The organism is Amycolatopsis benzoatilytica AK 16/65, from assembly GCF_000383915.1.
Classification (GTDB): domain Bacteria; phylum Actinomycetota; class Actinomycetes; order Mycobacteriales; family Pseudonocardiaceae; genus Amycolatopsis; species Amycolatopsis benzoatilytica.
Genome location: NZ_KB912942.1, coordinates 3,009,039 through 3,023,115, shown reverse-complemented (window position 1 = coordinate 3,023,115; position 14,077 = coordinate 3,009,039). Strand labels below are relative to the sequence as shown.

7 protein-coding genes (1 of these 7 running past the window's edge) are annotated in these 14,077 nt (G+C 72.9%); 3 read left to right on the top strand and 4 right to left on the bottom strand.

The window, feature by feature from the left end:
* The first annotated feature begins 166 nt into the window (after positions 1-166).
* Positions 167-1,000 (top strand): helix-turn-helix domain-containing protein, encoded by an 834-nt coding sequence (locus AMYBE_RS41670; protein WP_154676197.1) that lies wholly within the window; start codon positions 167-169, stop codon positions 998-1,000.
* A gap of 2 nt (positions 1,001-1,002) precedes the next feature.
* On the opposite strand, the gene AMYBE_RS0113810 is transcribed toward AMYBE_RS41670, so the two are convergent.
* Genes AMYBE_RS0113810 through AMYBE_RS41665 form a run of 4 tightly spaced genes read right to left on the bottom strand, consistent with a single transcriptional unit; the run spans position 1,003 to position 7,788 of the window.
* Complete coding sequence (locus AMYBE_RS0113810) at positions 1,003-2,631, bottom strand: beta-ketoacyl synthase N-terminal-like domain-containing protein (protein ID WP_020659977.1); 1,629 nt, start codon at positions 2,629-2,631, stop codon at positions 1,003-1,005.
* Positions 2,628-5,459 (bottom strand): non-ribosomal peptide synthetase, encoded by a 2,832-nt coding sequence (locus tag AMYBE_RS0113805; RefSeq protein ID WP_020659976.1) that lies wholly within the window; start codon positions 5,457-5,459, stop codon positions 2,628-2,630. Before AMYBE_RS0113805 ends, AMYBE_RS0113810 begins: the two co-directional genes overlap by 4 nt.
* Positions 5,456-6,814 carry a DUF6002 family protein gene (locus AMYBE_RS0113800; protein ID WP_020659975.1) on the bottom strand — a complete coding sequence of 453 codons (1,359 nt, stop codon included), beginning with the start codon at positions 6,812-6,814 and terminating at the stop codon, positions 5,456-5,458. The genes AMYBE_RS0113805 and AMYBE_RS0113800 overlap by 4 nt, the downstream gene beginning before the upstream one ends.
* Positions 6,784-7,788, bottom strand: coding sequence for a magnesium and cobalt transport protein CorA (locus AMYBE_RS41665; protein ID WP_020659974.1), 1,005 nt, complete (start codon positions 7,786-7,788; stop codon positions 6,784-6,786). Before AMYBE_RS41665 ends, AMYBE_RS0113800 begins: the two co-directional genes overlap by 31 nt.
* A 312-nt stretch (positions 7,789-8,100) precedes the next feature.
* On the opposite strand from AMYBE_RS41665, the gene AMYBE_RS41660 reads away from it, so the two are divergent.
* Positions 8,101-13,368, top strand: coding sequence for a type I polyketide synthase (locus tag AMYBE_RS41660; RefSeq protein ID WP_020659973.1), 5,268 nt, complete (start codon positions 8,101-8,103; stop codon positions 13,366-13,368).
* Positions 13,355-14,077, top strand: the beginning of a protein-coding gene (locus AMYBE_RS0113785) for a lantibiotic dehydratase (RefSeq protein ID WP_020659972.1). 1,581 nt of this gene lie beyond the right edge of the window; only the first 723 of its 2,304 coding nucleotides appear in the window; the start codon lies at positions 13,355-13,357; its stop codon lies beyond the right edge, outside the window. Before AMYBE_RS41660 ends, AMYBE_RS0113785 begins: the two co-directional genes overlap by 14 nt.

Here is a 14,077-nt window from a genome sequence, read left to right as displayed (position 1 = left end):
GATTCAACGGCGTTTCCGTCAGATCGGTGGTATGGTGATCCGGCTTCATCTGACCCTGGAGTCATTTCAGTCCGTCCGTTTTCTCGAAGGCCCCCTTCCGGTTGTCGAACTGCTCGGCGCCCTGTGCCGGCTGAGAAGAGACGCGCGTTCCGCGGGGCATTTCCCGGTGCGGTTGCGGCCGCACCGGCCGATCCGGCCGCTGTTCGACCTGTTCTCCGCGCGCGGCGAGGTGCCGGACTTCCTCGTCTCGCGCCGCGCCGAGATCGGCTCCGCTCTCGACGATCTCGCGGCCATTCCTGCGGACCGGGTGCGTGCGGACCTCGCGGCGACGTTCCGGCTGAAGCAGCCCGCCGCGTGGCTGAACGACCTCGCCGCGGGGAGCGAAGAGGCGAGGGCGGCGCTGGTGAAAGCCGTCGAGGAGGGCTACCGCAGCCTGGTGGAGCCGCGCTGGGCGGAGATCGCGGCCACCGCGCAGGCAGACCTGGCCCAGCGCGGGCACATCATGCTGCGCCAGGGCGTGGCGAGCGCGATCGGCTCGGTTTCCGCCGCGATCGGCCGGCTCGGGAACGTCGTGGAGATCGGCAGCCCGGCCGACCGGGACCTGCCCGCGCCGCACGGGCTGGACTTCGTGCCGTCGTGCCTCGCTCCGGAGACAGTGGTGATCCCGGGCGGGGCGGGCGAGCCGGTGACCGTGGTGTATCCGATTCCGGGCGTGTCGGCGCGAAGCGGGCCCGGCAGATCGAGCGGCGACGGCCTGTCGGCGCTGGTCGGGGCTCGCCGGGCGGCGATTCTGCGGGCCGCCGTGGTGCCGCGCGGGACCACGGAGCTCGCGGTGCAGGCCGGGGTCAGCCTGTCGTCGGCTTCCGAGCATGCCAGTGCGTTGCGCAATGCCGGGTTGATCATGACTGTGCGGGCGGGGCGGAAGGTGCTGCACACCGCGACGGAGCTGGGCGCGTCGTTGGTGCGGGCGAGCGATGCGCCGTTGTGCGACGCGCGCTGACCTCATTCGGGCAGCACCGGAACGCCGTTGGCCCAATGGCGAATGCGTTCGAACGGATAGGTCGGCAACCACACGCGGCGGCGGCCGCCGGGAGCGAACATCGTCGACCAGTCCGGCGTGCCTCCCGCTGCCCAGACCCTGCCGAGATGCGCCAGATCCGGGCACTCGTCAGCCTGGGCGGACGACAACCGGTCCGGCACGATCTCGAACTGCCGGCAAGGCCAGGCCCGGCGGCCGGTGGCCAGGGTGAACGCGACGTCGGCCAGCGGCAGGTCCGGTTCGCGGGCCAGCCGCTCGCGGAGCCGGGCCGCGGTCGCCGCCAGCGCCTGCGGGGTGCGGGCGGACAGCACGAGCACGTGCTGCGCGGGCGCCGTCGCCGGGCGGCGCACCGGCGGCGGCTGTTCGAGGACCACGTGCGCGTTCGTCCCGCCGAGCCCGAACGAGCTGACTCCGATCCGGCGGGGCGCGGCCAGTTCGACGGGCTCGGTGTTGACGGCGAAACCGCCGGCGGAAAGGGGGAGGTGCGGGTTCGGGCGCCGCAAGTGCGCGGTCGGCGGGGCTGTCCCGTGCCGCGCGACGAGGGCGGCCTTGATGAGGCCGACCACCCCGGAGGCGCCGTCGAGGTGGCCGATCGCGGGCTTGATCGAGCCGATCAGGCACCCGGGAATCCCGGCGAGCCGGAAGGCGCGGTCGAGGGCGTCGACCTCCAGCGCGTCGCCGAGGAGCGTGCCGCTGCCGTGTGCTTCCACGTAGCTGACGGCGTCGATCTCCGCTGCCCGCAACGCCTCCAGCACCACGGCGGCCTGGCCGCCGCCGCTGGGGGTGCGGTAATCGGCGCGCTCGCCGCCGTCGTTGTTCACGGCCCAGCCGCGGATGACCGCGTGGACGGCGTCTCCGTCTTCTCTGGCGTCGGCGAGCCGCTTGAGCAGCACAATGCCCGCACCGCTGCCGAACACCGATCCGTCCGCGTCGGCGTCGAACGTGCGGCAGCGGCCCGACAACGAGACCAATCCGTCCTCCGCCGCCAGCCGAGCCGGGTAGGGCACGGCCGCCCCGCCCGCCAGGGCCAGATCGCAGCGGAAGTCGGCCAGGTTCTGCGCGGCCAAGCACACCGCGACCAGCGACGACGAGCACGCGCTTTGCACGGCCAGGCTCGGGCCCGACAGGCCGAGCGCATAGGACACGCGCGCGGCGGCGTGATCCGGCGCGGTGCCCACCGAGATCGCGCCGGGCCAGGCGCCGGCCAGCTGGTAGTGCTCGTACCAGCTCGGCCCGATGCTGGCGAAGACCGCGGTGTCCGGGCACGAAGCAGGGTCGTAGCCCGCGTCCTCGAAGGCCGACCACGCGGTCTCCACCAGCAGCCGCTGCTGCGGATCAAGCCGTGCCGCCTCGTCCGCGCGATAGCCGAAGAACTCCGCGTCGAACTGCGCGGTCCCGTCGAGATGGCCCGCCGAGCGCACCAGACCGGGGTCGCGCAGCAAGGACTCCTCGACTCCGGCGGCACGCAGTTCTTCGTCCGAGTAGCGGCGGATCGGGTCGACGCCCGCGAACAGGTTGCGCCACAACGTCGCCGGGTCCGCCGCACCCGGGACCCGGCACGCCATGCCGATGATCGCGATGTCCTCGGTCACCGGGTGCGCCGTCCGGCCCGGGCCGCGCGGCGGCGGGACATCCGGTCGCCGACGCGGTCCAGAGCACTGTCGAGCCCACTCGCCAAGACGTCCGCGAGCCCGGTGATCGTGGGATGGTCGAACAACCGGCCGAGCGGGATCTCGACGCCGAGTTCCTTCTCCAGCAGCCTTTTCAGCACGGGAACCTGCGCGGAGTGCCCGCCGAGCGCGAAGAAGTCTTTGTCCGCCGGCGGGTCCGGCAGGCCGAGCACGGCCGACCAGGCGCGGGTGATCGCCCGGGGCAGATCGCCTTCCGGGCGGCGGGTGCGGGTCGGCGACGGTGCGGGCAGCCCGCGGACGTCGACCTTCCCGGTGCTGGTCAGCGGAAACGTGTCGAGGACGACGATCTCGCGCGGCACCGCGTAGTGCGGCAGCTTCCGTGCCAGTGCGTCGAGCAGCAGCTCCGGATCCGGCTGCTCGTCCCGCGCCGCCACATATGCGATGATCTCGCTCTGTCCGGCCACAGCGACGGCCTGCGCGACCGCGGGCTGCGCGCACAGAGCCGCCTCGATCTCGCCGAGTTCGACCCGGTAGCCCCGGATCTTCACCTGCCGGTCGGCGCGCCCGAGGTGCAGGAGGGTTCCGTCGGGCAGCCTGCGGGCGAGGTCCCCGGTGCGGTAGGCGGGCACCCCGTCGACGGTGACGAACTTGCCGGCCGAGGCGGCCGGATCCCGCCAGTAGCCGGGCGCGACGTGCTTGCTGAGCACCGTGATCTCGCCGCGCAGGCAGGTGCGGCGGCCGGCCGGGTCGAGGAGGACGACCTCGACGCCCGGCAGCTGGCGGCCGACCGGGATCACTTCGCCGTCCACCCGCGCTTCCGGCCCGAGGTGGTGCTGGGTCACGAAGCTGATCTCGGTCGCGCCGTAGCCGTTGACGAACACGCAGTCCGGTGCGCCGACGCGGCGTGCCCGTTCCACGTCGTCGCGCCGCACCTGCTCGCCGCCGAGGAGGATCGCGCGCAGAGCGGGCAGGCGATGCTCGCCGAGGGAGTCGGTCAGGTAGCGGAACATCGTCGGAGTCGAGTGGTAGACCGTCACTTCCTGCCGGGCAAGGACGTCGCCGAGCGCGGCGACACCGTGCGCGGCCACGTCGAGGGGCACCACCGCCGCGCCGCTGAGCAGTGCGGAGAACAGATCGGTGACGGCCATGTCGAAGCCGAATGACGTGAGCAGGCCGAGCCGGTCGGCGGGGCCGATCCGGAAGTTGTCGACGTGGTTGCGGACCTGGAAGAGGACGTTGGCGTGCGGCTGCGCGACCGCCTTCGGCCGGCCGGTCGACCCCGATGTGTAGAGCACGTAGGCGACGGAATCGGCGGCTGCCCCGATGTCCGCGGCCCGAAGTTCTCTCTCCACTGTGGACAGATGGTGCACGGTCAGTGCGGGTCCGATGCGATCGCAGAGCGGCCGGTGCGCCGGATCGGTCAGGATCGCGGTGGCGCCCGCGTGGGTCAGGAGGGCGGCCAGCCGGTCGGGCGGATGGTGCGGGTCCAGCGGCACGTAGGGCCGTCCGGTGAGGACGGCCGCGACGATCGCGACGATGTGTTCCGGTCCGTGCGGGAGCAGCAGCCCGACCGGGCCGGCGCCGGACCGCAGCAGGGCCGCGGTCCCGGCTGCCCGGGCGGCGAGTTCCTGGTAGGTGAGGCACTCGGTATCGGTCCGGATCGCCGCGTTGCCGGGAAACCGTCGGCAGACGTCGGCGAACCGGTGCGCGATCGAGTGCGCGTCGGCGGGGAACGGGACGTGGCCGGGGTGCGCGCGGTGCGCTCCGGCGGTGTCCAGGGTCGGCGCCCGGTCGCCGCGGGCACGCGGGAGCAGGTTCGCCGTGGATCGCTCCGCGTGGTCGAGGATCTCGGTCAGCAGGGTGGACAGGTCGGCGGCGAGGTCGGCGAGAAGAGGCTCCGGCAGGTGCCCGAGCCAGGAGATCCGCGGCCGGTTCGTCCGCAGGGTCAAGATGATCTCCAGGTCGCACCGCGGTGCGCGAAGGGCGAGCGGTTGCAGGCTGAGCCCGCCGGCCGTGCTGGGCGAGCCGTCCTCGCCGAGGGCGAAAGCGCGCAGGCTCGGCTGGTCGAGTCCGTCGAGGAGGAACTCGTCGATCGTGATCGCGACCTCGAACCCGCTTGTCGTCGCGGGCCCGTCGAGAGCGGCGGCGAGGGCCTTGGCGACGTCGCTGAGCACGATCGAAACCGGCTGGTCCTCGCTGAGGTCGAGGGGGAGCGGCACCGGGTGTTCGGAGTTGCCGGCCGGCAGTCCGAGCGTCATCGCGCCGGTGCCGGTGTATCGGCGCAGCAGCAGGGCGATCGCGCCGAGGAAGACCTCCGGGGGCTGTCCGGCGAAGCGCGGCCCGAGTTCGGTGGTCACCCGCGCGGCGTTGCCGGGCGTCCCGGGCGGGGCCAGGTCGAGGCGGGAGGCTGCCGGGTGGCTCCTCGTCGGTGCGACAGCGACCGGGGTGAACCCGGGGGCCGGGGAGCCGTCCAGTTCGGCGATGAGCTGTGCCAGGAACTGTCCGGTCCGGAGGTGGGTGGAGCGGGGCAGGACGACCAGCAGAAGGTGCTCCTCTTGGGCGAGGGAGAGCAAGCGCGCCCGCAGAGGCGGAGCGGAGAAGTCGAGCGGACGGTTCGCGAAGGCGTCCGGAAAAACGTCCGCCGCGGCGAAGGGGTCGTCCGGCAGGCGCGCGGCGATCCGTTCCAGGGCGGCGGCCAGCTTCTCCCGGTCGAGCGGGCCGCGGATCCGCAACGCCCGCGCGGTCGCGGCGCCGGCTCGCTGTTCCGGTTCCGCCGATATCACGGTCATCGCCCCGCCGGGACAGCCAGTGCCGCGTCCACGGCGGCACTCACCTGCGCCAATCCGGTGACCGGCACCAGCGCCGACGGCTCGATCGGCCGGTAGTCGGCCGCGGAGTACGTCCCCGACGCGTGCAGGACGATCTCGGTGCCCGCGGGGACCAGCCGTCGCTCGATCGCGTTCAGTATCCCGGTCATCGCCATCACCAGCGACCATTCCCGCAGGTCGGAGTGTTCGGCGGGCATGGGCCGGCCAGCGGCGGTCAGCAGGTCGCGGATCATCGCGTACCGGCTGGTGCACTCCTGCCGGGACACGACGATGCCGGTCCCGCCGAATCGCCGCACGAGCGGGTCCATCGTCGCGGAGGTGGCCGGGCGGCGGGTGTAGAACGTCGGCTCCAGCACCTCGTCCGGGTCCTGTGCGGACAGTGGGAAGTGCGGGTCGGTGTCCTGGACGTAGTACTCGGCGGAGCGCCGGTACCGGGGCGCGTTGGCGGGATCGTGGTCGCCGTGGAGCAGGCTCAGCACCATGTCCGGCGCTCCGAGGTGCTGGACCAGCAGGAAGCCCGGGTGTGCGGCCGGATCCGCCTCCCCGGCGGCCTCCAGTTGTTCCCGGCCCTGGTGGTAGCCGAGCAGGCCGAACGCGCTCGACACGGCGTGCGCGTGCCAGCGGCCGCCGCGGGCGGGATCCACGTCGTGTTCGAGGAAGGCCCGTGCGGCGTCGGCGACCAGGTAGTTGTCGAGGTCGAGGGTGAACCACAGGCGGGGGGCGCCGGGCCGGATTTCTTCGCGGGCCGCGAATTCGCGCGCGAGGTCTTTGACCTGTTCCGGCCTCGCGCCGTCCAGCAGCAGCACCGGATTGCGGCGGGCCAGTTCCGGCTCCCGGGACAGCGCGCTGGAGCGGAACTTCGACCGGGAACGGGCGGGCGCGAGCACGATCGCCCGGAGCTGGTCCGGCCGCACGAGACCGGTCGCGATCGCGCGGTCCACCGCGTCGCGCAGAGCCACCCCCTTGTTCGCGGAGGTCGGCGTGAACAGCACGATCGGTTCGCCGGTGCGGCGGATGTGCTCGACCGCCCGGGCCACGATCAGCAGGGAGGCGAAGGTTTTCGTCGTGTGGGTGCCGGGGTTGCCGGTCAGGTCGAGCAACCGGATCGAGTGGCCGTCGACCTCCGCCAACGGGCCCCACGCGGCGGTCGCGACGGAAAAGTACTCCCGGGCCGCGCGGTCGAGACCCGGCAGCGCGGAGCCCGGGGCGAACCGGCCGGGTGCGGTCGCCGGAGCGGGCGCCCGCCGGCCGATTTCCGCGCGGATCCGGTCGTAGTAGGCGGTGATCAGGTTCCGGGACGCACGGGGGACAGGCATCGCTCCTCCTCGTTCGGGAAAGGGGCAGGGGAGCGCAGGCGGTCTCGCAGCTCCAGGAGACGGCCGCAGACCGCGGCGGTGGTCTGGACCGGGAATCCGGCCGCGACGTCGGGCAGATGCGGCAGCAGGGCGTGCCGCGCCGTCTCGCCGAACACGACGTCGGATCCGTCGACCACGACGCCGTCGCGCTGCCCGTCGCGCTGATTTCGGTGCACCGCGGCGTCTTCGGGGACGGGCAGGTCGAGGGTCAGCGAGCCGTCGCGGATCCGCACCGGGTATCCGCCGGGCAGGCCGAGCGGTCCCGGCACGCTCGTCCGGGTGTCCGCGCCGGTCAGCAGGTTTTCGACCAGGAGCGCGGCAGCGTGGCCGGTGACCGCGTTCAGCTCCCGGCGGTCTACCGCGCGGAGCTTGGCCAGCCGGGTCGTCACGTCGGTGAGCTGTTCGTCGTCCAGCCATGCCAGCACTTCGTCGGCGCTGTCTTCCGGTGCGTGCAGGTGCACGTGGTGGGCGAGCACGCGCAGCGTCCGGGTGTCGTCGGCGGGCAACGTCGCGCGCACGGCGGCGGAAAGCGTCATCACGTTGCCGATGCCGCAGAACACCGGCAGTCCCAAGGCTTTCAGCAGCGGGTTGACCGCGTCCGGGAAACAGCCGTTGACCAGCAGCGCCTCCGGACTGACCTCCGCCACCGCCCGCGCGAGCGAGATCGCAGGCCCGGCCTGGAGGGGCAGCGTCAGCCCGAATCCGCCGCGTCGCAGCAGGTTCGTCCACTCCGACGGACGCGTCATCCGCTCCCACGGCGACTGGTGCGAGGCGCAGTTCAGCACCACCCGGGGCCGGGTCCGCGCCAGCACCTCCCGGACGTCGGACAGGGCAGCCGCCGCGAAGCGCACCGGCGAGCCGTCCAGCCGCGCCCGCATTCCGGCGACATCCGCGACCTCCCGCGCCGCGGCGGGCCGTCGCGCCAGAACGTGCACGACGGCCGGAGTCCTCGCCAAGGCAAGCGAAAAACACACGGCGCGGGCCAGGGAACCGCTCCCGGCGACGACGACGCGGGGCACCCCGGCCGAATTTTCGTGACTCGCGGTCAATCCTGGTCCTTTCGCGGAGAACGGAGATCACGGTAGCCGCGCCGCGCCGCCCGCCACCTTCGTTTCGCCTGGGCCCGAAAGCATGGACGCGCGGGGACGACCTGGTTCTACTGGGGAACGAGGTGCCGTTCCGGGGCGGGAAGCGTTCCCGCGGCGCAGAGAAGGTTGTCGGCCGACGTGTGCGATGAGTGAGGCGGTATGGCAATCGGTGACTCCGCTGACCCCGGCCCGGCCGTCGAGCCGGTCGCGATCGTCGGGATGGCCTGCCGGGTGCCGGGCGCGGCGAATGTCCGCCAGTTCTGGAAGAACCTGACCGCCGGCGTCGAGTCGGTACGGCGGTTCACCCGCGCCGAGCAGCTCGCCGTCGGCGTGCCCGTCGAGGAACTCGACGACCCCGCCTTCGTCCCGGCCGCCCCCGTGCTCGACGACATGGCAGGCTTCGACGCGGCGTTCTTCGGGATGACCCCGCGCGAGGCCGAACTGGCCGATCCGCAGCAGCGGCTGTTCCTCGAGCTGTGCCACACCGCGCTGGAGGACGCGGGGCATCCGCCGGGCCGGGTCCGCGGCGAGGTCGGGGTCTACGGCGGCACCGGCGTCGACGACTACCTCTGGCGCAACATCCGCGGCAACCGGCGGATCTGGGAGTCGGCCGGGCGCGGGCTGACCATGGTCGGCAATTCGCCGGACTACCTCGCGACCTTCACCTCGTACAAACTCGACCTGCGCGGGCCGAGCATGACCGTGCAGACCGCCTGCTCGACCTCCCTGGTCGCGGTGCACCTCGCGTGCGAAGCGCTGCGCTCCGGCGAATGCGACCTGGCGGTGGCGGGCGGGACCAACATCGAACTGCCGCACCACCGCGGCTACCTGCCCCGCGTCGGCGGCGTCGATTCGAGCGACGGGCACTGCGCGCCGTTCAGCGAGCAGGCGTCGGGGACGGTCTGGGGCAGCGGCGGCGGGACCGTCGTCCTCAAGCGGCTGTCCGAGGCAGTCGAGGACGGAGACCATGTCCGCGCGGTGATCCTCGGCAACGCGGTCAACAACGACGGTTCGGAGAAGGTGTCCTTCACCGCCCCCGGTCCGAAGGGCCAGACCGCGGTGATCGCCCAGGCGCTGAGCGTGGCCGGGGTGACGCCGGCGCAGATCGGCTACGTGGAGGCGCACGGCACCGGCACCCGGCTCGGCGACCCGATCGAGATCGCCGCGCTGACCGAAGCGTTCGGCCGCGAGCCGCGCGCCGGGCAGCGGTGCGCGATCGGTTCGGCCAAGTCCAACATCGGCCACCTCAGCCAGGGAGCCGGCGTCGTGGGCTTGATCAAGGTCGCGCTGATGGTGTCCAACGGGCTGCTCCCGCCTTCGCTGAACGTCACCGCGCCGCACCCCGGCATCGATTTCACGAACTCGCCGTTCACCGTCAACACGGTTGCGCGGGTCTGGGAGGCGGCCGGTCCGCGCCGGGCAGGAGTCAGTTCGTTCGGTTTCGGCGGCACGAACGCGCACCTGGTGGTCGAGCAGCCGCCCGCACCGCCGGCCGCCGAGACGGCGGAAGTCGCGCTGATTCCGTTGTCCGCCAAGACCGAGAGCGCCCTGCGGACCGCGGCGACGCGGCTGGCCGAGCACGTCGCCGAGTCCCCGGAACTGACTCTCGCCGACATCGCCCACACGTTGCGGGCCGGACGGGACGAGTACCCGCACCGCTCCGCGGTGGTCGCGCGGACCCGCGAAGACGTCGCGCGGCTGTTGGCACGTCCCTCCACCGTGGTCGCCGATCCGGCGACGAAGGTCGCGTTCCTGTTCTCCGGGCAGGGCAGCCAGTACCCAGGGATGGGTGCCGAGCTGCACCGCGCCGAACCGGTCTTCCGCTCCGCGATGGACGAATGTCTTGAGCTCGCGCGAGCCGAACTCGGGGCCGATCTGCGGCACTTGCTGGCCGAGCACCCGGACGAGACCCAGTTCGCGCAGCCCGCCTTGTTCGCCGTCGGCTACGCCTTGAGCCGGTTGTGGCGATCCTGGGGCGTCGAGCCCGAGGCGATGATCGGCCATTCCGTCGGCGAGTACGCGGCGGCCGCCGAAGCCGGGGTGTTCACCGCGGGCGAGGCGGTCCGGCTGGTGTGCGCGCGAGGCAGGCTGATGCAGCAGGCGCCACCGGGAGCCATGCTGGCCGTCTCGCTGGACGAAGCCCGGCTTCGCGAGCGGCTGCCCGCCGAACTGGCCCTCGCCGCGGTCAACGGTTCCGGGGCCTGCGTCGTCGCCGGGGTCTCGAAAGCCGTCGAAGGCTTCGCTGCCGAACTGTCCGCGGAGCACATCCAGAACCGAGGTCTGCGCACCTCGCACGCGTTTCACTCGCCGTTGATGGACGAGGTTCTCCCGGAGTTCCGCGCCGAGGTCGCGGCGGTGTCGCTGCGCCGTCCCGACCGTCCCTACCTTTCCACCCGGACCGGGGAGTGGATCACTCCGGAGCAGGCCACCGACCCCGAACACTGGGTCCGGCAGCTGCGCGACACCGTCCGCTTCGGCGACTGCGTGCAGCGGCTGCTCGCCACCGGTTCCTGGGCGTTGGTCGAATGCGGCCCGGGACGGCAGCTCGCCGGACTGGCGCGGATCCGGCCGAAGGGCGCGGCACGGTCGAAGGGTCCGCTCGCCGTGGCGAGCCTGCCGTCGCCGGGCGATTCTCGCGGTGACGTGGAGACGTTGTATGCCGCGGCCGGTCGGCTGTGGACGGTTGGCGTCCCGGTGCGCACCGGCCGCATCGGCACTCCCGGACGCCGAGTGCCCTTGCCCACCTATCCGTTCGAACGCACGCACTACTTCGTCGAACCCGACCCGGCGGGCGCACCGCAAGCCGAACCGGGACCGGTCGAGCACAGCTGGGTGTCCGTGCCCACCTGGCGGCAAACCGGGCCGCTGGCGGCGATCGGCGAGCCGTCCCGCTGGCTGGTCTTCGGCGACGGCGCACGCGGCACCGACCTGGTCACGGAGCTCCGGCGCAGCGGTGCCGACGTCGTCGAAGTCGTGGCCGGAGAAGCATTCCGGTCCGGCAGCTCCTACTGCGTCCGCGCCACCGAGCAGGACGACTATGCACGGCTGTTCGCCGACCTCGCCGCGCGCGGCGGAATGCCGACGCGGATCGCCCACGCCTGGCTGCTCGATGCCGAGGAGGACGATCCTCTTCGCGCCCAGAATCGCGGGCTGTTCAGCCTCATCGCGTGTGTGCGGGCGCTCGCGGCGACCGCGCCGGCCCAGTCGGGGGAGAACGGCGCGATCGGGCTGGACGTGCTCACCCGCGGCGCGCGCGATGTCACCGGGGCCGACCTCGTCAGCCCGGCCAGCGCCACCGTCGCCGCGTTCGCGGCGGTCGCCCCGACGGAACTCCCCGTCCTGCGCGTCCGCCACCTCGACCTCGGGCCGGAGGACCGCCCCTCCACCGGAGCCCTCCTGGCCGAACTGCGCGCCGCAGCGGGCGACCCGATCGTGGCTCTGCGCGGCGGACGTCGATGGATCCCCGAGCAGCAGCCGGTGCCGGAACTGCCCGAAGCGGACTCGGCAACATTTCGCCGGCACGGCGTGTACTTGATCACCGGCGGTACCGGGGGAATCGGGATCACCGTGGCCGAGCACCTCGCGCGGCGCGTGGCGGCACGGCTCGTCCTCACCAGCCGCCACGGCGTTCCGCCGGAGCGCGAGTGGGACGCGCTGGGCGAATCCGGGCGCAGCGGCCGGGCGGTCGCGGCGGTCCGCCGGATGCGGGCGGCCGGTGCAGAAGTCGAGGTCGTCGCCGCTGACGTGAGCGACGCCGCCGATCTGGCCCGCGTGCGAGAAGTCCTCATCGGACGGTTCGGCCGCCTGGACGGCATCGTGCACGCGGCAGGCGTCGCCGGCGGTCAGATGATCGAAGCGTGGGATCGAGGCGAGGCCGAACGCGTGCTCGGCCCGAAGCTTCTCGGCACCAGTCTCCTGCGTTCGGCGTTCGGCGATCTCTCCCCGGACTTCCTGGTGCTGTGCTCGTCGACCTCGGCGTTGGCCGGGGCACCGGGACAGGTCGACTACAGCGCGGCGAACGCTTACCTGGACGCGTGCGCGAGTGCCGTCGACGGGTGGCCGGCGCGGCGGCTGTCGGTCAACTGGGGGCGGTGGCTGGAAGTCGGCATGGCCGTCGAGACCGAGGTGCCGCGGGAATGGCAGCGCGTGCTCGACCAGCCCGGCGAGCGGTGGGACCACCCGATCCTGACCCGCCGCGACGGCGACGGCAGGTACCGCGGGACCGTTTCGCCGGCCACGCATTGGGTGCTTGCCGAGCACCGGCATCAAGGGCGCGCCCTCCTGCCAGGAGCCGCCCACGTGGAGCTGATCCGGGCCGCCTTCGAGGACCACGTGCCGCGCTCCTCGTCCCGGCACCGGGTCGAACTCAGCGATCTCGTGTTCGTTCGTCCGCTGGTGCTGGCAGACGAGCAGAGCGCAGGCATCCGGGTCGCCGTGCGCGCCGACGCGGGGGACTACCGCGTCGAGGTCGCCAGCGAGACCGGGGTGCACGCCGAGGCCCGGGCGCGGTGGATCAGCGACGAAGCGCCGGAACCCGTCGACCTGCGTGGCGTTCGCGCCCGGCACGGCGGACCACGTCAGGACTATGACGGCGAACGGCTCGCACAGGCGGGCGGTTTCGCGCTCGGCGAGAGATGGCGCAGCCTGCGGCACACGACCGATGCCGCCGACGGGACGAGCCGGCTGGCCTGGTTCGAACTCCCCAGCACGGTGCAGGCGGAGGCGGAGGGGCTGCCGCTGCACCCAGCGGTGCTCGACGAGGTCACGTCGGTGGCCAGCGACGGGCAGGGCCGGTACCTGCCGTTGAGCTATGGGCGTCTGGTGGTGCACCGGCCGTTCCCGGCGCGGCTGTGGACCTGGGCGCGCTACCACGGCGCCAGAGACGGCGAGGCCATCACCGCCGACCTGTCCGTTGTGGACGAACACGGGGACCTGGTGCTGACGGTCGCCGACTTCGTCATGCGCCGCACCGATGTCGCCGCTGCCGCCGCGCTCAGCAGCAGGGCCGCCGGGCAGGCTGGCGAGCCCGCTGAGGGCCTTCGGCCGGAGCAGGCCGTCGATCTCCTCGACCGGCTGCTCGGCGCGGACCTCGGTCCCCGCGCGATCGTCTCCGCGGTGCCGCTGGCCAGGATCCGACAGCGCGCCGAGGCGATCACGGCGTCCGGCTCCGGCGCCGCGCCCGCGGACGACCTGGAGACCGCCATCGCTCGCGTGTGGGCCGACGTGCTCGGGGTCGCCGAGGTCGGCGTGGACGAGGACTTCGCGGAACTCGGCGGGAATTCGCTGACCGCGGTCCAGCTGATCTCCCAGGTGCGCAGTGCGGTCGGGGTTCGGGTGCCGATGCAGGTGCTGTTCGAGGCGCCCACCGTCGCGGCGATGGCGGGCGTGGTCGCCCGGATGCGGGGAGATGCCAGTGGGAGCAGCTGACGCGCACCTCGTCGAGGTTCCCGGCGGTGCCTGGCAGGTCTGGCGCGCGGCTTTGTTCCGCACGACCGGCTTTCCCGCCGACGGGCTCGCGGCCTTCGCCTGCCCCGAAGCCGCAGCGGTCGTCGACGCGCACCTCGACGGCGCCGCTGATCAGCACAAGGCTGAGCAGGCGTTCGCCGAAGCCGCCGCACAGGGGAGCCGGGCGCTGTCGAAGATCGCGGCCGACCCGTTGTTCCGCGAGGCGCTCGTATGGCAGAACCCGAGAGCTCTGCACGTGGCCGATTCGGTCGCGGCGGAGACCGAACCCGCGCGGCTGAACCGGCGCCGCCGCCGGGACGAGGACCTGCTCGCCCGCTACTGGCAGCGCTACTGCGCCAAGACCGAGACGATCGGCTTCTTCGGACCGGTCAGCTGGAGCGAGATCACGTCCCGGCCGGACGTCGTCACCGCTGAGATCGGCCCCCGGCTGGTCCGAGCCCGCGCGACTCACCTCGAGTACTGGGTGCTCGACGCGTACGCCCGCCACCTTGCCCAGGACCGCGAGACCCGGTCCTGGCTCCCGGTCCGGCTGCCACCCCACCTCGCGCTCGACGGAACCCGGCTGCTGCACCCCACCGAGCCCGCGCGGACTCTCACGCCGCAGCAGGCGCAGCTGCTCGCGCACTGCGACGGCCGCCCCGCCCGGGAAGTCCTGGCCGCGCTCGACGGG